Annotated in this window: 19 protein-coding genes; 7 read left to right on the forward strand and 12 right to left on the reverse strand. The window is 47.3% G+C overall.

Translation table 11 applies throughout. The features are described from left to right. The first annotated feature begins 218 nt into the window (after positions 1–218). A complete protein-coding gene (locus ACY8DX_RS20425; protein WP_462405965.1) occupies positions 219–2,294 on the forward strand; it encodes a transglycosylase domain-containing protein in 2,076 nt (691 codons plus the stop codon). Positions 2,295–2,647: 353 nt separating this feature from the next. On the opposite strand, the gene ACY8DX_RS20430 is transcribed toward ACY8DX_RS20425, so the two are convergent. From ACY8DX_RS20430 to ACY8DX_RS20440, 3 genes are all read right to left on the reverse strand, one after another. Further along, positions 2,648–3,070, reverse strand: coding sequence for a GNAT family N-acetyltransferase (locus ACY8DX_RS20430; RefSeq protein ID WP_462405966.1), 423 nt, complete (start codon positions 3,068–3,070; stop codon positions 2,648–2,650). A gap of 172 nt (positions 3,071–3,242) precedes the next feature. After that, entirely contained in the window at positions 3,243–3,758 is a 516-nt protein-coding gene (locus tag ACY8DX_RS20435) for a YwhD family protein (RefSeq protein ID WP_049669278.1), read from the reverse strand. 21 nt (positions 3,759–3,779) lie between these two features. Further along, a complete protein-coding gene (locus tag ACY8DX_RS20440) occupies positions 3,780–4,424 on the reverse strand; it encodes a site-2 protease family protein (protein WP_462405967.1) in 645 nt (214 codons plus the stop codon). A gap of 104 nt (positions 4,425–4,528) precedes the next feature. Here ACY8DX_RS20440 and ACY8DX_RS20445 point away from each other — a divergent pair, with 104 nt between their 5' ends. Continuing rightward, positions 4,529–4,714: a 2-hydroxymuconate tautomerase gene (locus tag ACY8DX_RS20445; RefSeq protein WP_049669276.1), complete on the forward strand. Its 186-nt coding sequence runs from the start codon at positions 4,529–4,531 to the stop codon at positions 4,712–4,714. Between the two features lie 47 nt (positions 4,715–4,761). On the opposite strand, the gene ACY8DX_RS20450 is transcribed toward ACY8DX_RS20445, so the two are convergent. From ACY8DX_RS20450 to ACY8DX_RS20465, 4 genes are all read right to left on the reverse strand, one after another. Continuing rightward, a complete protein-coding gene (locus ACY8DX_RS20450; RefSeq protein ID WP_049672702.1) occupies positions 4,762–5,286 on the reverse strand; it encodes a YwgA family protein in 525 nt (174 codons plus the stop codon). Positions 5,287–5,310: 24 nt separating this feature from the next. Next, positions 5,311–6,615: an HD domain-containing protein gene (locus ACY8DX_RS20455; protein WP_049669275.1), complete on the reverse strand. Its 1,305-nt coding sequence runs from the start codon at positions 6,613–6,615 to the stop codon at positions 5,311–5,313. A 136-nt stretch (positions 6,616–6,751) separates the two neighbouring features. Continuing rightward, the gene (locus ACY8DX_RS20460) at positions 6,752–10,180 is read right to left on the reverse strand and encodes a lamin tail domain-containing protein (protein ID WP_462405968.1); all 3,429 of its coding nucleotides are present in this window, start codon (positions 10,178–10,180) and stop codon (positions 6,752–6,754) included. Positions 10,181–10,278: 98 nt separating this feature from the next. Then, positions 10,279–10,500 carry a YuzB family protein gene (locus ACY8DX_RS20465; protein WP_049669273.1) on the reverse strand — a complete coding sequence of 74 codons (222 nt, stop codon included), beginning with the start codon at positions 10,498–10,500 and terminating at the stop codon, positions 10,279–10,281. A gap of 214 nt (positions 10,501–10,714) precedes the next feature. Between ACY8DX_RS20465 and ACY8DX_RS20470 the strand changes: the two genes are divergently transcribed. Continuing rightward, complete coding sequence (locus ACY8DX_RS20470; protein ID WP_462405969.1) at positions 10,715–11,458, forward strand: RsfA family transcriptional regulator; 744 nt, start codon at positions 10,715–10,717, stop codon at positions 11,456–11,458. 84 nt (positions 11,459–11,542) lie between these two features. On the opposite strand, the gene ACY8DX_RS20475 is transcribed toward ACY8DX_RS20470, so the two are convergent. Together ACY8DX_RS20475 and pta are read right to left on the reverse strand one after the other, a co-directional pair. Beyond that, positions 11,543–12,367 carry an octanoyl-[GcvH]:protein N-octanoyltransferase gene (locus tag ACY8DX_RS20475; RefSeq protein WP_439802940.1) on the reverse strand — a complete coding sequence of 275 codons (825 nt, stop codon included), beginning with the start codon at positions 12,365–12,367 and terminating at the stop codon, positions 11,543–11,545. A gap of 79 nt (positions 12,368–12,446) precedes the next feature. Further along, positions 12,447–13,424 carry a phosphate acetyltransferase gene (gene pta / locus ACY8DX_RS20480; RefSeq protein ID WP_049669270.1) on the reverse strand — a complete coding sequence of 326 codons (978 nt, stop codon included), beginning with the start codon at positions 13,422–13,424 and terminating at the stop codon, positions 12,447–12,449. A gap of 209 nt (positions 13,425–13,633) precedes the next feature. Between pta and hemQ the strand changes: the two genes are divergently transcribed. The 3 genes from hemQ (at position 13,634) to gerQ (ending at position 16,927) form a co-directional block, all read left to right on the forward strand. Continuing rightward, positions 13,634–14,383, forward strand: a complete 750-nt coding sequence (gene hemQ, locus ACY8DX_RS20485; RefSeq protein ID WP_049669269.1) for a hydrogen peroxide-dependent heme synthase — start codon at positions 13,634–13,636, stop codon at positions 14,381–14,383. A gap of 1,596 nt (positions 14,384–15,979) precedes the next feature. Continuing rightward, a complete protein-coding gene (locus ACY8DX_RS20490; RefSeq protein WP_049669265.1) occupies positions 15,980–16,405 on the forward strand; it encodes a cell wall hydrolase in 426 nt (141 codons plus the stop codon). Between the two features lie 27 nt (positions 16,406–16,432). Continuing rightward, positions 16,433–16,927, forward strand: a complete 495-nt coding sequence (gene gerQ / locus ACY8DX_RS20495; protein WP_439802232.1) for a spore coat protein GerQ — start codon at positions 16,433–16,435, stop codon at positions 16,925–16,927. A gap of 66 nt (positions 16,928–16,993) precedes the next feature. On the opposite strand, the gene ACY8DX_RS20500 is transcribed toward gerQ, so the two are convergent. The 3 genes from ACY8DX_RS20500 to ACY8DX_RS20510 are packed head-to-tail and all read right to left on the reverse strand — an operon-like array spanning position 16,994 to position 18,393. After that, a complete protein-coding gene (locus tag ACY8DX_RS20500; RefSeq protein ID WP_049669264.1) occupies positions 16,994–17,365 on the reverse strand; it encodes a DUF423 domain-containing protein in 372 nt (123 codons plus the stop codon). A 26-nt stretch (positions 17,366–17,391) separates the two neighbouring features. Continuing rightward, positions 17,392–17,667 carry a DUF5327 family protein gene (locus ACY8DX_RS20505; RefSeq protein WP_439802230.1) on the reverse strand — a complete coding sequence of 92 codons (276 nt, stop codon included), beginning with the start codon at positions 17,665–17,667 and terminating at the stop codon, positions 17,392–17,394. Between the two features lie 24 nt (positions 17,668–17,691). Beyond that, positions 17,692–18,393, reverse strand: coding sequence for a uracil-DNA glycosylase (locus tag ACY8DX_RS20510; RefSeq protein ID WP_439802229.1), 702 nt, complete (start codon positions 18,391–18,393; stop codon positions 17,692–17,694). Positions 18,394–18,531: 138 nt separating this feature from the next. Between ACY8DX_RS20510 and ACY8DX_RS20515 the strand changes: the two genes are divergently transcribed. Next, on the forward strand, positions 18,532–18,885 hold the full coding sequence (locus ACY8DX_RS20515) for a YflT domain-containing protein (protein ID WP_049669261.1): 354 nt from the start codon (positions 18,532–18,534) through the stop codon (positions 18,883–18,885). Positions 18,886–18,889: the final 4 nt, after the last annotated feature.

The following is an 18,889-nucleotide window of genomic DNA, read 5'->3' on the forward strand; positions in this document are numbered from 1 at the left end:
TTCCTAAAAAACCATGGTCTGTCATGCCTCTTTAGTAGTATGGACGTGCCGCAGGCATTCTTAGCCGTCTTTTTCTTCCAAACTTAAAAGAGTATAGTCCAATCCTATATAAAAGTAAAGATTTTCCCCGAAAGCCAAATTTCTGTTTAAAACAGCCCCGTTTTTTTCATACTACTGGTAATGAATGAATTGACACCAGAGACTAAGGGGGAAGGAATATGTCCAGAACCGAACGCAAAAGAAGAAAACGATTCATCTACCGTGCCGTTACATTTGGCACCATACTTGTCACGACCGTCTCCCTCGTCTGCTTGGCCGCCATTTGGACCGGCATCAAAATAGCAGGCGCACCTGAGGTGACCGTTCCGCAAACAACCGTATATTTGGCAGATGACCTCCAGCCTTTTGGCGAAAGCCATGGCGCACAGAAGCGTTACTGGGTATCTCTTGATCAGATATCCCCTTATTTAATTGATGCGACGATTGCCGTGGAGGACCGTCAATTTTTCTCCCATCACGGGTTTGATTTAAAGCGAATTGCCGGAGCGGTCATTAAAGATGTGGCTGCGCGCGCGAAGGTTCAAGGTGCGAGCACGATTACACAGCAATACGCCCGGAACCTCTTCCTTGGGTCGGAGAAGACATGGACACGAAAGGCAAAGGAAGCATTCTATACACTAAGGCTGGAGGAACATTATTCGAAAAATGAGATTCTAGAAGGATATTTGAATACGATTTATTATGGGCACGGCATGTATGGCATTGAAGCCGCGAGCCATTATTATTTTCACAAAAACGCAAGTGACCTGACCTTAACAGAGGCCAGCATCCTTGCTGGCATCCCAAAGGGGCCGAGCCTCTACTCGCCAATTCATTCACCTGAGAATGCAAAAAGGCGCCAGGAAATTGTACTCCGCTCCATGGAGGCAACCGGTGCTATTACGAAGGCCCAAGGTGAAAAAGCACAGCAGGCATTCCAGCATACCGCCTTATATGGCTCTCTTGATACGGAGGATTTAGCGAAGGCCCCCTACTTCCTTGATGCAGTGAACCAGGAGCTTCGTACAGTCCTGCAGGGGCGGGAGGATCTCATCCGCGCCGGCGGCTTGACCGTTTATACAACGTTGAACATTGCCCAGCAGGCAAAGGCAGAGGACATCGTGACCGCTCATATCCCAGATAAGAGCGAGCTGCAGGTAGCCCTCGTTGCCATGAATCCTAAAAGCGGCGGAGTAAAGGCCTTGATTGGCGGAACTAATTATGAAAAGAGCGCCTATAACCGTGCAACCCAATCGCTGCGCCAGCCGGGGTCAACCATTAAGCCGCTCCTCTATTACACAGCCCTTGAAAAAGGCTTCACCCCTTCCACAACGATGAGGAGCGAGGAAACAACCTTCTCCTATGATGAAGGGAAAAGCAGCTATACGCCGCATAACTTCCGCAATCACTATGCCAATGAAGCCATCACGATGGCCCAGGCGATTGCTGTATCGGACAATATTTATGCGGTCAAAACCCATCTCTTCCTCGGTCAGGAGGAGCTCGTCAAGGCCGGAAAGCGATTCGGCCTCACCTCCAAAATGACGAAGGTGCCATCGCTCGCCCTTGGTACATCTGGTGTTAAGCCGATTGAGATGGCCAATGCCTATAATTACTTTGCGAACGGCGGCAAGAAGGTCAAGCCCTTCTTCATCACAAAGGTCCTTGATCGTGATGGCAGCACTCTATATGAACGCAAGCCGAAGAAGAAAAAAGCACTGGATCAAGCCAATGCCTATGTCATGACGCAAATGCTCACCGGCGTCTTTGATGAAAAATTAAATGGATACGCCTCTGTCACCGGCTCCTCCATCATCCCGAAGCTATCCCGGCCCTATGCCGGCAAATCCGGTTCAACGGAATACGACAGCTGGATGATTGGATTCACGCCGCAGCTGACAACCGGCATCTGGGCCGGCTATGACCAATCACGCAAGCTTGAAACCAAATACGATAAAACAACCGCTAAGCAAATCTGGGCCGAATTCATGGAATCCTCCCATGAGGACAAGCCTGTCACCGACTTCAAACAGCCAAAAGGCGTAATCGGCGTAGAAATTGACCCCGTCACAGGCATGCTTGCCGATGAAAACTGTCCGGTGAAGAGGATGACCTATTTCAAGAAAGGCAGCGAACCGAAGGAAATTTGCCCGCTCCACGGACATACTGAAGATAGTACTGATCAGAATTCTGGCACAGATAAAGAGAAACAGCCTTGGTATAAACGCTTTTGGCCGTTTAAGCATGGAGTTTAGGATGAGGAACCGCTGATCCCGAGTTTGGGATTGGCGGTTTTATTTTTGAGTTTTCGTTTTAATCTAGCATTTTCGCTCTTAACCTAGGATTTCCGCCCTTACGGTTAGATTGTCGCCCTTACTCTTATATTTTCTCCCTAACGACCAGGTTTCCGCCCTTAAAACTTGCCGTTCGCTCTTAAATCACCTTTTTGAGAAAATCCCTTTTGAAAATCACCGCCCTGCGGCGCTGAGAAATTAAAAATGGACAAGCTGGAGGTGGTTTTTGAAAGGAATGTTGATTTTTTATGAGAAACTTCATGAAAAAACAGATTTAATTACGCTGTTTTGATTATAGCGGCCTGTGCCTGCTCTTATTCCTCTAAATATTGATTCGCCAATGCTGGGTTCAAATACCGCCCCATCCCTGTTTTTAGCTTTCTCATGCCAAATTGGCGGTAGAAGTCTTCATTGCCGGTTGTTGATAGCAGATGAACACAGGAGACATCCTTCAGCTGTTCAAGCAGGTTCTTCATGACTGCTCTGGCGACACCCATCCCTTGATTGTCACGATGAACGACTATATCATAAATAGCTGCGTTAAACACTCCGTCGGACATAGCGCGGCCAAAGCCTATGATGCGCCCGTCTGCTTTCGCGATTGCCATCACATTGCTTGCCTCAAATACATGCTTGATGCGTTCATTTGTATGCTTTGTCCAGCCTACGGAGGCGTAGATCTCTCTCATCTCATTCCAATCAGCATACTCCGTATTTTCATATAGGACGATATCCATCTTAATTCCCTCCGCTCTAATAAAACAAAAATCCCCAAACCGGTATTCGGTTCGGGGATTTTCGTGTCCTAGTTCTACGTGAATGTACAATTTCACGTGATTTTAGTTTACTTTTTTTGGTTGCAGGCGACAAGTGATATGCCAATTAGCCGCCTAATTCCTTCCACCAAGTTCACATTTCTGACACATTTAGTTGCTGCTTCAATTCGTCTGAGGAATTGTTCCATAGGTCTTCATTATGGCTCTTAAGGAAGTCGGCGAGGACTTTCTTTGAGCTGTCGTCCATATGGTCAACGATGATGTGCCGTTTAAGGGATTTATCCATACGGTTTACATGCTCCGGCAAGGATTTATACCCGCGGCGGATTTCTTGGTCAACGGTCATTTCACAGGCTGTTACACCGGCATAGTAAGCACCAGTCGGCGCCTGTTCAATCGTTACCCAGACGAGCCAGTATGGCTTTCCGTTTGGCACCTCTTCTTTGTTCGGCAGGAATTTGATTCGTCTTTCGATTTCACTGCGCGCATGCATGGCACCGATATCGACGAATGCTCTCTTTTCTTCTACATCAACGAAGACAGGCGAGACATTTTCAAGGCTGAGTGCGCCGATACCGTATCCTTTATGGCCGTCTGTCGGATTGTTTTTAATAATATTGAAGGTTGGTTTTTTCTTTTCTTGGCTCATGGTCCAATCAGAAGCCTCCTTTTAATATAAAATCGAATATAATGCATCCCGGATGCTCGGTACAAGATTATAGAGAATAGGGTCAATCGTGTAGTTGCCAAGCGGCGTAATGACAAGAATAAGGAAGATCAGTACCCCATATTGCTCGTACTGCGTCATTTTTGCCCGTAATTCCGGGTTGACAAGGTCCTCTATTATACGATACCCATCTAATGGAGGAAAAGGCAATAAATTGAACACGAACAGCAACACATTGATATTAATGAATATGCTAATGAATTTGAAGATAAAATATGGGATCATCATTCCGAGATTGAACTGCTGGATGAAAAGAACAATCAAAACCGCCACAAACGCAAGTACGAGATTGCTTAAAGGCCCTACGATAGAGACGATAATTCCGTTCAAACGCGGGTTTTTGAAGAAGAATCGGTTCACAGGTACCGGCTTAGCCCATCCAAATCCAAATAGGATTAGAAAGATGGCCCCAATCGGGTCTATATGTACGAGCGGGTTCAAGGTCAGCCGCCCTTGATTCTTTGCTGTTTGATCACCAAATTTATAGGCCGCATAGGCGTGGGCATATTCATGTACCGTAAAGGCAATTGCCAGCGTGACAAGCATATACGGTAAGTTGGTGATGATATTTTGAAAATCCACAAACATCTCCCTTTCGGCTTGCCTCCATTAGATTTAAGAGGCCAGCTTGCTTTCTCTTTCTATTTATGAAAAACTAATCCCATATCCATGATAACCAAGGAGGAATATCCATGCCATTTGTGACTGTAAAGATGCTTGAAGGACGCACTGAGGAGCAAAAGAAAGCCCTTTGTGAAAAAGTAACGGAGGCGGTTTCTGAAACTACGGGTGCTCCGCGTGAAAATATTACGGTCTTCATTGAAGAAATGTCCAAAAACCATTATGCCCCTGGCGGTAAGCGCTTAAGCGACCAATAAAGCCTGATGGCAAAGAATGGAGCAGAGACTGCTCCATTCTTTTTACTTTATGAATTCATGGATAATGGCTTATTGTTCTCCATCAGTTGGCTGACATAGATAAAGGCCTCTTCCATTTCCTCAGCCGTATAGTTCTGCTTTGCCTTCAGCTCTTGAATCTTCTGAATGACCTCCGGCTTCGTTAAATGGTCAAAGAAAAGGATCGTTGAAACAAGCTCAAGGAAGCGGGCGGGCTGTCCGTTAAGCTCCTTCAGACAGAGGGCAAGACGCTCATCAAGGCCGTCCTTATACAAGGTCAGGAACTCGTGTCCGGCATCGGTCAATGAGTAATCATATTGAAGGTATCCGTTCTCCTTATCCTTCAGCTCCTCAATTAACCCAAGATTGCGCAATTCCTCAATCTTTAGTGTCAATTCCTCTGAGTATGGCCCGTAAAAATGAAATTCAAATTTCTCATGAAATGGATATTGTAGTTTCTTTGATATAAAGATCATCTTTTGAAGCTTTTTTCTTCCAGCAATATGCCCTGCTGCATTTATGGCTGAAAGGATGCGTGCATGATCCTTTAACACCATTCTTCACCTCTTTTGTGTATATTACTCCCACTCGAGTATTCGCTTAATTTCTTCTTTCTCCTGCCTGTGTGTTGACATGTCCCCAAGCATATCGGCAGGGAAATAGAGCTTATGATCTGTTCGCCTTTTACCGGAGATGGCATCCACGATATCCGATTCACGGGACAGCTCCTTCAGCTCTTTCTTCTTCGATAACAGATAGATTGGTACCCGTTCCTCTTCTTCACCTGGACGGTAGAAGTCATATGGAAGGTCAGATGACGAGTCGAGCACTAAATAATAGTCTGGGTCGAGCTCTGCCTTCGCAAATAACTGCGTTAATTCAAGAAGCTTCTTCATCTCTTTATTGGATGGCGTGAACTCAACATATTGGAATAAATCGCGGTTATTGAACCGGCGGCATAGATCACTTAAGATAGGATCCTCTTCTTCTTCCCATTGCTGGAAGTAATATAGCATAACAGCATCGTCCAATTTCAGGTAGTCTTGAAGAGTAACCGTATGGGTAAATAAGGAATTAAAATGATATGGTTCGTGTTTAAAGTGGTAATTTTCTTTATAAAGCTCTTTGGCACGATGGAGGATCTTCGTCAGAATGACTTCTGCGCTCCTCGTAACCGGGTGGAAATAGACCTGCCAGTACATTTGATAGCGGCTCATGATATAGTCTTCTACCGCATGCATACCGCTTTGCTTGAAGACGACCTGCTCCTCTGTCGGACGCATCACGCGCAGAATACGTTCCATATCAAATTGGCCATAGCTGACCCCTGTGAAATAGGCGTCGCGCAGCAAATAATCCATCCGGTCGGCGTCAAGCTGACTTGAGATTAAGCTGACAACAAGCTTGTTCGCATGCGTCTTCGCAATGACCTCCGCTACTTCCTTCGGGAAATCCTCGTTCACTCTTCTGAGCACTTCATTGACTTCTGTATCGCCGAGGATAATCTTACGCGTGAACATTTCATGGTCCATTTCAAATACCTTCTCAAACGAATGTGAGAACGGTCCATGGCCTAAATCATGCAAGAGAGCCGCACATAAGGATAATAGGCGGTCCTTTGGATTCCATTGCTCCCGCCCGTCAAACACACCGTCCACAATCCGTCTCACAATCTCGTATACTCCGAGAGAGTGGTTGAACCGGCTGTGCTCGGCCCCGTGGAAGGTCAAATAGGTCGTGCCAAGCTGCTTAATGCGGCGCAGGCGCTGGAACTCTTTCGTGTCGACCAGGTCCCAAATGACGCGGTCATTGACGTGCACATAGCGGTGCACCGGGTCTTTAAATACTTTTTCTTCGTTCATTTTCTGCAGAGAATACTCCATCTGATTCCCTCTTCCTTCTCAATCATGTTTTTATTATAGCTTGTTTGATTTAAAAAACATATTCTCGCCTCCTTTTAAAAAATGGTTTTTTTGCCATGCAAAAACCTCCATGCAGCTTCCTGCATGGAGGCAATCCTTACTCTTTCGTTCTGAAATTCCATAACGGAGATCTCGTCCAGCCGCCGTAGCTGTCACTGAGCTCCACATACCAAAAGTACTCAGTATCCTTAGTTAAATCGCGGAGCTTAGCCTTCACCTTTCGATTCTTTTTCCCCGCATAATCACGTCCGATTGCTTTGTTCGTGTAGACATTAACGCCAATATAATCAGTGGCAACCTGCTTATGGATTGGGTTCAATTCAAGCCCTTCAATGGTGAATTCATCCTTCTCCGGCTCAAAGAAATTATGGTCATCTAGATAAGGTGAATACGTCTTTACGCTCAGCCGCTTATGAGCAGGGTCAAAGTGCAGCATCCTCATATAGCCTTGACCGCCTTCAGGACCGCTTTGATAGTCAGCAAGCATCTCATACACCTTGCGCACATGTCCAGGCCTGTCCTTCACCGGGATCTCGGCGGTATGCCGGCTGGCGCCTGGGATATGGCCCGCAAGCACAAGCTTGATATTGTCATACCTTCGAACGATTTTATTGAAGACCTGCTTGCCATTATAGGTTCGGCTCCCCTCATCATCCAAATAATTATGGACAGCGAGCACGACATTCCGCTCCGAATAATGGCGCAGCACACGGTCGACCCATTTAAGTGTCTCCCGGCTGGTTTCATGGCCCCAGCCTAAATAGAGGAATAAGAAATCATGACCGCCAAATGACATCAGGTCATAATGGTTTCGATTCTGCTTCGTCCCATTGTAGAACGGGCTTTCATGAAAGCGCCGCTTGCCGAAATAGCGGGCATAATTACGATAATCATGAACAAGATTTCCGACATCATGATTGCCGGATAAGACTCCATATGGAATACGATTCTCATCAAGAATGCTCATCGAACGGTCGGCCACATCCCATTGTCCCTTATCCCAGCGGACATTGACGAGGTCACCTGTATGGATGACATATTCGGCATTCCCTAGCTGATTCTGAATACGGATCCAATTTGTCATGACCGGAAACACATGGGCAAAGGTCTCAGAATAATATTGGGTATCCGACATCCAGACTAGATTAAACGGCCGATTCACTTCATCAACAATCTTATCCTGGATAAGCACATCGACCAGCCCATCCTTCATATAAGTCTCCGGCTCAATGCTTGACCGCAGGGTAAAATCGTCCTCCCCATAGCCGTAAACGAGGGCATCCCATCTTGACTGAAGCCTGTTCCAAGCATACATAGTCACCCTTCTGCCCTGGAGGGAATGTCCAACCCACTCAAGCTCCACCTCTTTGAGGGCAGATCCAGGTTCAGCTACTTTTACCTGATAGCGCTGATACGGGAAGCCAGAATCCGCTTCAGTGGTCCAATACTTCCCATCTACCTTGGAGATTCGTCTCAGTTGCCGTCTCTTCACAGGTTCCTCTCGTTCTGTCGTCAATCCCTTCGGCGGCTCCTCAGCTGCAATGTTTGTGTAAGCCTTCATTTGCCCGCCTGCCGCATCATACCGATGGCCGGCATAAAATTTCGCCAGCAGCTTATCATCGGTTGGGTCCTCCACCTTCACACTTAAAGAAGGATGAAGGGAGACGTCCTTCTCCCCCTTTTTCGGGCTGATCTGCCCAGAGATGATTGGTGTCTCCTCAACAATTCGAAACGGGATTGTTTTCTTTGCCCGATTACCTGCCGCATCTGTCGCTACAAATCGAACGGTATGCTTGCCTTTCTTCAGCTTGCCGGAGGAGGTGGTGTACGGCAGCTCGATTTCTTTTCCGTCTAAATACCCCTTCACTGATGCGATGGAAGTGATCTTATCCTCCGGGTTGGCAGTAATCGTAAAGGTGCCTTTATAGGTTTTCCCCTTCTCAGGGGTGACTGGATTGAGCTTCGGCGGCGAATTATCGAAGACGGTTTGTGCCTCATACTCCGCTTCCCCTTCCGCCTTAATGAGATGGATTCCATCCTCATAAGCCGATGTATCAATCTCTGCTTGCAACGTCTTAAATTTATCGGCAGAGATATGGAACTCAAATACTTGAATGAGTACGCCCTTCTTCCCAAGTGCCCAAGGATGTTCATCCCGGTAAGCCTTCTTCAACTCATCCCCTTCTGCATTGATACTTTTGACCATCTTTGGCCGAATAATTGTTCCATCATCAAGCAGCAGTTTACTATTTTTGACCGTAAAGCGGTCTGCCTCCTTCACATCTGCGACCTTTCCTGAGCGGTACACCTCCCTTTTCGTTCCGGTATGGATGGCAATCCGGTTCTTCCCAGGCTTCAGCGTCTCAAGCGGAATCGATATTTCATATGGCTGGTACTCGCCCTCTGTCGGTGCAAGCGAGGCAATCAATTGTTTTCCGACAAAGATGGCGCTCTTCTTCCGCTCATCAATGCCAAGCCCCTCAAATACGAAGGCAGCTGGCTTTCCTAATGTTTTTTGCGTGGGAAGCGGCATGCTATCCAATGTTAAATTCAGCTGTTCATCCGCCCAACGCTTATGTACCTGAATCTTCTTTACACCACGCAAAATGGTATTATCCTGAACAGACAGCCCCGGCTTAACAGACTTGTACATCGCTGGATTTCCGACCTTAATGGTCTTAAACCCCTTAGCCGGATAGCGAGTTGTCGTTCCTAAACCATCTGACAACTCGAAAAAGTACTGCACATTTGGCTGGGCACCGTAGATGTCATAACGTGAGATGTTTCCTTGGAAGGTCTCCAATGTTTTCATGGTGAAATTGACGCGGGAATACGTTTTATCCTGCGCCCGTTTATAAAACATTTCCACCCTCTTCGCCTGCTCTCGTCCCTTTACCTCCACCTCAAGCTCAAGGTCTGTCCGTTCAGGGATTTCAGCTGGAAGACTAATTGGTGCAAGGGTCAATTGCGCTCCTGCCTGCTTTTCATTCCACTTGTCCGGTACTTGCTCATGAGTGACCCTGCCAGGCGACGGAGCCATTTCATCGAGCTGCTTTAGCTTCTTTTTCTTCCCTGAGTGGCGGAAATGTGTATTTCCAGTTTCATATGAAACATAGGAGACGACAGCCCCAGCATCAGTGGCAAGGACGAGCGTATTCTTGCCCTTATTCTTCAAGGACCCTTTTATGGTCGCCAAAAGCTCGACATCCATCTTGTAATGCTTCTTAAATTCAGCCGACGGGCGATCCTTCGTAAGCCATAAAACAGCGGCCTTGCCTGGCGGTACCATCGTCCGCTCCTTCAGATCCCAAGTGCGCATCGTTTCATCCATTGCCAAATAGCGAAGCGCATAATCACCAAGATTCACCGGATCGCTCGTATTATTGTAGATCTCGATATATTCATACTGCTTCCCGCTCGGGGAAACCTCTGTAATCAGCAGATCCGGTATCTCTTCCCTGTCATGAAACGGAGAAAATCCCGCTCCGAAGATAAAGGCTGCAGCAATTATCAGTAAAAACCTCATTCGATCCCCTTCCCCATCTAAGATTCCTCTTAGTATGGTTCACAGCGACGATTTTATGAAAAGAAGCCGCACCCCAAATTCGGAGTACGGCTTCTGTATTATTTAATCTTCTTTTGCACCTTTTCAATCAATTCATCTTCTGTCAGGGCAGCCACCGGACGGTTGTTCACGAAGGCAAAGGATTTCTTGCGCCCCGGTCCGCAGTAGGACTGGCACCCAATTTCGATTTTTGCATCAGGATCAACCTTTTTTAATTTTGGCAGCAATGTTTTTAAGTTTGTGGCTTGACAGTCGTCACATACCCTAAATTCATTCGACATGACCGTCTATCCTTTCTTACCAAAAAATTAGCCCCTAAAAATGCAGGACTATTGGACCTAAAGCGTATTGTATCACTCACACATTCGTGTTTGCAAGAAGGATGTACAGTCTATAAGGCAACGAAAAAATCTAGTAACCTGTATAAAAACTCTCTTATATGCCCATGCTAGAACCATAATTTGCAAATTTATTTTTTATAAGGGAGTTGTAGACATGAAAGTTAGACAAGATGCGTGGACAGAAGAAAACGACTTGCTGCTGGCTGAGACCGTATTAAGGCATGTTCGGGAAGGCAGCACGCAATTAAATGCATTTGATGAGGTCGGCGACAAGCTGAACCGGACGGCAGCAGCCTGCGGATTCCGCTGGAACGCGGTAGTTCGCCATAATTACGAGAAAGCCCTGCAATTGGCCCGCAAGCAGCGAAAACAACGCCAGCGTCTGCTAGGAAAGGACCAAGGCGGCAAGAAGAAAATTCTCTATCAACCACCTGTGCCATCCCTAAGAGATTTCGAGACGGTCACGACAGCCATGGAAGATGAATTAATGGATGTCGAACCAGCGGTCCATGAAGAACCTATTACAGCTCAAGAGCCAATCATTGAGCAGCCAAGCTTCTTCCCGATGATGAATGACTATCAGCAGCAAGAGATCACCATGGCAGACGTTATTTCCTTCCTGCAAACATACGACGGAGACAGCCTGAAGATTCAAGCCTTGCAATCTGAAAATGATCGTTTAAAGCTTGAAATGCGTGATTTAAAGGAGAGAAACCGGGAGCTCCAGCATAAGCTTGATAATGTACAAGAGAACACACATACGATCCAGGAAGACTATGAAACACTCATGAACATCATGAATCGTGCCCGTAAGCTTGCCCTTCTTGAAGAAGAAGAGCGCCAAGCAACGAAATTCAAGATGGACCGCAACGGAAATCTTGAGAAAATTGCCGAATAAACCCCTTCAAACCAGTTCCGATTCTGTGAACTGGTTTTTATTTTGGGGGCAAAAAAAAGATAAGGACAGTGACTGCCCTTATCCTCAAATGCCAAGCTTCTCATTTCGCTCTTGTATTCTCTCTAAATACGACTCATAAACAGGACGTTCTTCCCCGCTTAATCCCCCGCTCACAAGTTCATCAGAGAAACTCTTGATTGATTGGAGGAAGCGTCCGACTACATCCTCTACTGTGAGATTGACCTCCAAAAGCTCGGAAAGGGAGGCCATCACAGCAGGATTAACCTCTGGATAGACAAATTTCGTCTCCTCTCCTCCGCGCGCCCGTGCATAAAATTCCTTGATGAGTGCAGCACGGTCTGCCGCATTTCCGCACACATCCAAATAAATTTGCACAGCAACTCCCCCGCGGATTCTTCGCTGGGAAATGCCAGCAAACTTCTTGCCATGAATGCTTAGATCATAGCTTCCCGGACAATACGAGCCGACAATCTCACCCGCCTCAATCTCTTGATCAAAATCACGGAACATGTGGCAAATGAGCTCCCACATCGCATCATACCCTTTGTTGATGCCAATCTTCCCATTCTCCTCCGGGAAAACGAGCGTCAGGTTGAGGACCCCCTCATCAAGCACGACAGCAAGGCCGCCAGAGTTGCGGACTATGCAGTCATAGTCTTGACTATGCACATAATCAATCCCCTTTTGCAAATACGGAAGCCGCCCATCCTGGATGCCCATGACGACTGTTTTCTTATGAACCCATGCTCTTGCTACAGCCGGAGACAGCCCGCCGCCTACAGCTGCACATAATGTATCATCTGTCGCGAACGAATCAAGCGCCCGCACATAGAGTCCTGATGTGCTATGGTCAATGATTCTCCATGTACCTTGTCTTAACAAGCTCATCCTTCTCTTCCCTTCAAAAAAACGGCGTCTGCTGGAAATTGAGACGCCGTTCTTGTTCGTTCTTCTATTCTAGATTATCTTATCGAGCCAAGCTTTGAGAAGCCGTAATCAACGCAAGATTGTAGACATCCTCTGCATTACATCCGCGGGAAAGGTCGTTAACCGGTGCATTCAACCCTTGAAGGATTGGACCAACCGCCTCGAATCCGCCTAAACGTTGTGCAATCTTGTAGCCGATGTTACCTGCTTCAAGACTTGGGAATACGAATACATTCGCTGTTCCTTGTAATGGAGAGTTAGGTGCTTTCGCAGCCGCAACAGATGGAACAATCGCTGCATCAAATTGCATTTCTCCATCCACGATCATTTGCGGATCCATTTCATTCACAAGCTTCACGGCATCTGCCACTTTTGTTGTTTCTTCAGATACAGCAGAACCAACTGTAGAGAAGCTTAGCATAGCCACACGCGGGTCAAGGTCGAACATGCGTGCAGTACGTGCACTCTCAACAGCGATTTCCGCAAGGTCTTGGCTGTCAGGAGCAATATTGATTGCGCAATCCGCGAATACATATTTCTCATCGCCCTTAACCATGATGAAGACACCAGAGGTTTTCTTCACGCCTGGTTTTGTCTTGATGATTTGAAGCGCTGGACGAACCGTATCAGCTGTTGAGTGAGCCGCACCGCTGACAAGACCGTCTGCTTTATTTAAGTACACAAGCATTGTACCGAAGTAGTTCTCATCTAATAGAATTTGGCGCGCTTGCTCTTCTGTCACTTTCCCTTTACGACGCTCAACAAAAGCCGCTACCAATTCATCCATCATTATATAATTAGCCGGATCGTAGATTTCCATGTTCTCAACAGAAACCCCCATATCACTAGCCTTTGCAGTAATTTGTTCAATATTCCCGATTAAAACAGGCACAACTGTCTTATCAGCAGCCAATCTGCCAGCTGCTTCTAAAATACGTTCGTCCAACCCTTCTGGGAATACGATACGCAAGTTATGGCCGGAAACCTTTTCTTGTAAAGTTGTAAATAAATTACTCATCTTCCTTATGTCCTCCTCTAAATGTAACTCTACTTAGGATACTACTATCGTACCTGATTTGTCATTTAGGTTTCTCTACTTTTTTACTGGAAACGCATACAAATCCAACTTCACTAATTTGACACAAACGTGAAAAGAGAAAATATTGGAATCATTATGATATATTAAGGAAAGAAATCAACGAAATACTAGTAGGAGATGATTGAACAATGAGTGAAGCAGCAAAAACTTTGGACGGCTGGTACTGCCTGCACGACTTCCGCACAATCGACTGGGCAACATGGAAAATGGTACCCGCCGACGAGCGTACTGCCGCCGTCAAAGAATTCCTCGACCTTGTCGAAAAATGGAACAAAACGCAAGCTGACCAACAAGGCAGTCATGCTCTCTATACAATCGTCGGACAAAAGGCCGACTTCATGTTGATGCTCTTGCGCCCAACCATGGAAGAACTGAACGAAATCGAAACAGAATTCAACAAAACCAAACTCGCCGACTTCACAATTCCAGCACACTCATACGTATCCGTTGTGGAACTAAGCAACTACATGGCGAAAGACTCTGACGAAGACCCTTACCAAAATCCACATGTCCGTGCTCGTCTATACCCAATTTTGCCGAAAGCTAAGCACATCTGCTTCTACCCAATGGACAAACGCCGCCAAGGCAACGACAACTGGTACATGCTCTCTATGGAAGAACGCCGGAAGCTTATGTACTCCCACGGCATGATCGGCCGCCAATATGCAGGCAAAGTTAAACAAATCATCAGCGGCTCCGTCGGCTTCGATGACTACGAATGGGGCGTAACTCTCTTCGCAGACGATGTGCTCCAATTCAAAAAACTCGTCTACGAAATGCGCTTCGACGAAGTCAGCGCCCGCTACGGCGAATTCGGCTCCTTCTTTGTCGGCAATCTGCTAGATGAAGAAAAAGTCGGCAGCTTTTTGAATGTTTGATAGGAATGAATTTGAGGCACCCGCTTTTTGAGCGGGTGTTTTTTTGTTGGGATGGAGAAGGAGGGGCAAGTTTTGGCCACCCTTTGTCCATCCTTCATACCCTTTGCATGGGCATTGGGTGGATCTTCTCTGACGATGGTCACCTTTGACCCACCCTTTGTCCACCCTTTATACCCTTTGCATGGGCATAGGGTGGACCTTCTCTGACGATGACCACCTTTGACCCACCCTTTGTCCATCCTTCATACCCTTTGCATGGGCAAAAGGTGGACATTCCCTGGGCATTGCCACGCTCTTCCCATCCCTTGACCACACTTTACGCCTCTTGCATGGGAAAAGAGTGGGCTTCCCCTGGGCATTGCCACGCTCTTCCCATCCTTTGACCACACTTTATACCCTTTGCATGGGCATAGGGTGGACCTTCTCTGACGATGGCCACCTTTGACCCACCCTTTGTCCATCCTTCATACCCTTTGCATGGGCATTGGGTGGGCTTTCTTTGACGATGGCCACCTTTGGACCACCCTTTGTCCATCCTTCATACCCTTTGCATGAGCATAGGGTGGGCCTTCTCTGACGATGGCCACCTTTGGACCACCCTTTGTCCACCCTTCATACCCTTTGCATGGGCATAGGGTGGGCCTTCTCTGACGATGGCCACCTTTGGACCACCCTTTGTCCACCCTTTATACCCTTTGCATGGGCATTGGGTGGGCTTTCTCTGACGATGGCCACCTTTGACCCACCTTTCGCCCACCCTTTATACCCTTTGCATGGGCAAAAGGTGGACCTTCTCTGACGATGACCACCTTTGACCCGCCCTTTGTCCACCCTTCACACCCTTTGCATGGGCATTGGGTGGACCTTCTCTGACGATGGCCACCTTTGGCCCACCCTTTGTCCACCCTTCACACCCTTTGCATAGGCATTGGGTGGGCCTTCTCTGACGATGGCCACCTTTGACCCACCCTTTGTCCACCCTTCATACCCTTTGCATGGGCAAAAGGTGGACATTCCCTGGGCATTGCCACGCTCTTCCCATCCTTTGACCACACTTTACACCTCTTGTATGGGAAAAGAGTGGGCTTCCCCTGGGCATTGCCACGCTCTTCCCATCCTTTGACCACACTTTACACCTCTTGCATGGGAAAAGAGTGGGCTTCCCCTGGGCATTGCCACGCTCTTCCCATCCTTTGACCACACTTTATACCCTTTGCATGGGCAAAAGGTGGACATTCCCTGGGCATTGCCACGCTCTTCCCATCCTTTGACCACACTTTACACCTCTTGTATGGGAAAAGAGTGGGCTTCCCCTGGGCATTGCCACGCTCTTCCCATCCTTTGACCACACTTTACACCTCTTGCATGGGCAAAAGATGGACATTCCCTGGGCATTGCCACGCTTCTCCCATTTCTTCCCCACCCTTCACTCCTCTTGCAAGAAGCACAGAAAAGAGTGCCTATACACCCCCCTCCGCACTTTTTTATCATAAGCCGGTCTCCTCTTGCATAATTTTCATTAGTGAGCATGCCTTTTTTTCTTTAAGAAATTGACTTCATCATACTTAGATCATCAGAAAAGAGGTGCTTCGAGACTTGGCTGTTATCCAGTACACTGAGGAAGATGTTAAGTTGCTCGCCCGGTTGATGAGGGCTGAGGCAGAGGGTGAGGGTGAACTTGGGATGCTGATGGTGGGGAATGTGGGAGTGAACAGGGTCCGGGGTGAATGCTTGGATTTTGTGAATATCCGATCGATTCCGCAGATGGTTTTTCAGAATCCTGGGGGGTTTGAGGCGACACAGAAGGGTTATTTTTACCAACGGGCCCGAGAGAGTGATATTCGTTTGGCGAGAAGGGTGATTAATGGGGAGCGGTTTCATCCGGCTACGTATTCGCTTTGGTTTTTCAGGCCGGAGGGCAGTTGTCCTTCCCAGTGGTATGGTCAGTATAATTCTGGTCGTTATAAGAACCATTGCTTTTTTGCTCCTGTCGAGTCCGAGTGCCCGACTGTTTTTGATTAATAATTGTGATAAAAGGAGGATTCATTTATGCAACAACCCGGTTCACCATCTTATGGGGGAGGCGGTCCTTTTAACGGAGGATACCAAGTTCCTTACAATCCTTATATGGCCCAGCAGAACGGGGCACCGAGGCAACAGCAGCAGCCTCCTAGCGGGTATCCGCAGCAGGGGCAGATGCCGCAGATGTCTCAGATGCCTCCGTCTGGTTCTCCGTTCCAGACATCGCCGGCGCCAAATGCCGGCGGGTCTGCCAGCCCGCCTACTGAGCAGCAGTCATATATTGAGAATATTTTGCGCTTGAATAAGGGAAAATTGGCTTCGGTGTTTATGACGTTTGAGGGTGCGAAGGAGAATAATACGAAGCTGTTTAAGGGGATTATTGAGGCAGCCGGCCGCGATCATTTGATTTTGAGTGATCCGCAGACGGGAATGCGTTATTTGCTTCCGCTGATTTACTTGGATTATGTGTCCTTTGATGAGGAGATTGAGTATGCACCAGAGTTCGGAGGCCTTCCGAGGTAGCATTCGGAGGGGTCTGAAGATATAGACAAGGGCACCTTCCTCACAGAGGAGGGTGCCCTTTCCTTCTTAGCTGTATTTGTAAACAGCGACAATCATTAATACCCAGGATGCGATGAAGGCGATGCCTCCGAGCGGCGTGATCATTCCGAGCTTCGAGATACCGCTCACACTTAGGATGTATAGGCTTCCGGAGAAGAGAATGATACCCGCGAGCATGACCCATCCGGACCAGCTTAGTAATTGATGTGAGGATAGATGATTCCATAGTAGGCCGATGGCGAGCAGGCCTCCTGCATGAAACATTTGATACTGGACACCTGTTTGCCAGGTTTCTAGATATTTGTCTGCTATTTTCCCCTCAAGGCCATGGGCGCCAAATGCTCCTAGTGCCACGGCCAATGCTGCGTTGATTGCAGCGATGATGATAAATGTCTTCACCTGCTTTTCTCCCCTTTGTCAATAGTCTAGAAGTCAAATAATGAATCACCATTTGCGTCTTCCATGCGAACTGGCTGTTCGTTTGGAAGTGAGATGGTTTTTGGCTGTGTGATTGGCTGCTGGACGATTGGACGATAGCTCTCTTGTACAGGAGCTGACCGACGCTGTTCTGGTGCGAGCATGAGCTCCATGAGGCTTTTTGCCGCGATTATGTAGCCCTTTTGCTCTTCTCCGCTTGTTTGTTTGGCCTTCCGAATGAGCTCTTCTGCTTTCGAAAGGACGGCTTCTGATGTGATTTCCATGCACTCACCCCCGCTTCGCTTTCATCATACCATAGGAGGGTTCTGAGGCGCATTTGGAAGGGACCAGTCTATTTCGCCGCGGCCGTCTGCTTTAAGGAGCTCATTGGTTTTGGAGAAAGGCTTGCTTCCGAAGAAGCCGCGATGAGCGGAGAACGGGCTAGGATGGGCAGCTGTCAGGACATGATGCTTCTTCGTATCAATCAGCGGTAACTTGGATTGAGCAGGCTTTCCCCATAACAGGAATACGACGGGCTCCTCTTTTTCATTAAGTGACTGTATGACGGTATCTGTGAAGGTTTCCCAGCCTCGGCCTTTGTGGGAATTGGCTTCTCCCTTCCGAACGGTGAGTACGGTGTTCAAGAGAAGCACGCCTTCATCGGCCCAACTCTTCAAATAGCCATCAGCTGGTATTGGCAGTCCGAGGTCACTGTGCAGCTCCTTGAACATATTGCGCAGCGACGGCGGCACCTTGACCCCCGGCTGGACAGAGAAGCTTAGGCCATGTGCTTGATTTGGCCCATGGTAGGGGTCCTGTCCAAGCAGAACGACCTTCACTTGTTCATAACTCGTGTAATGTAGCGCATTGAAGATATCCTCTTTTTTTGGATAAATGCTCTTATTCTCATATTCTTCTTTTAGAAATTGGCGAAGTTCAAGGTAATAGGGCTTCTCAAATTCTTTCTCGAGTACACTCTGCCAATCATTTTGGAAAATTGGTTTTTTCATTTTCATCATCTCCCCTGCTATCTTACTAAATACGTTACGCCCGATTCTACCCTTGATGTTTACCCCATTGTTCTCCGGGATATATACATAGTGTGGAAACAATGTTAACAGATACCAAAACACAAGGAGGACGATTTGATGTATTCCGTACATGTTGTAGAAAATTCGGTACAAGCAAAAGCTAAAATAGAGCAATTAGTGGCAGAAGGCTACTCTAAAGATCATGTTTATGTATTTGCGCACGATAAAGATTTTTCGAAGGACTTAACAGATGCAACTGATTCTGGCTCTGTCGGGTTGAAGGAAACCGGCCTTTTCGAAACAGTCGGCAACCTATTCAAATCCCGCGGTGATGAGTTGCGCAGCAAATTCATGTCACTCGGACTTTCTGAAATGGAAGCAGGCCAATACGAGGAAGAATTGGATAACCATAAAGTTGTCGTTGTAGCCTCCAACCAAACCGATGACACGAACAACACAAAAGTTATGTAATGTG

Source organism: Gracilibacillus sp. Marseille-QA3620, from assembly GCF_054950035.1.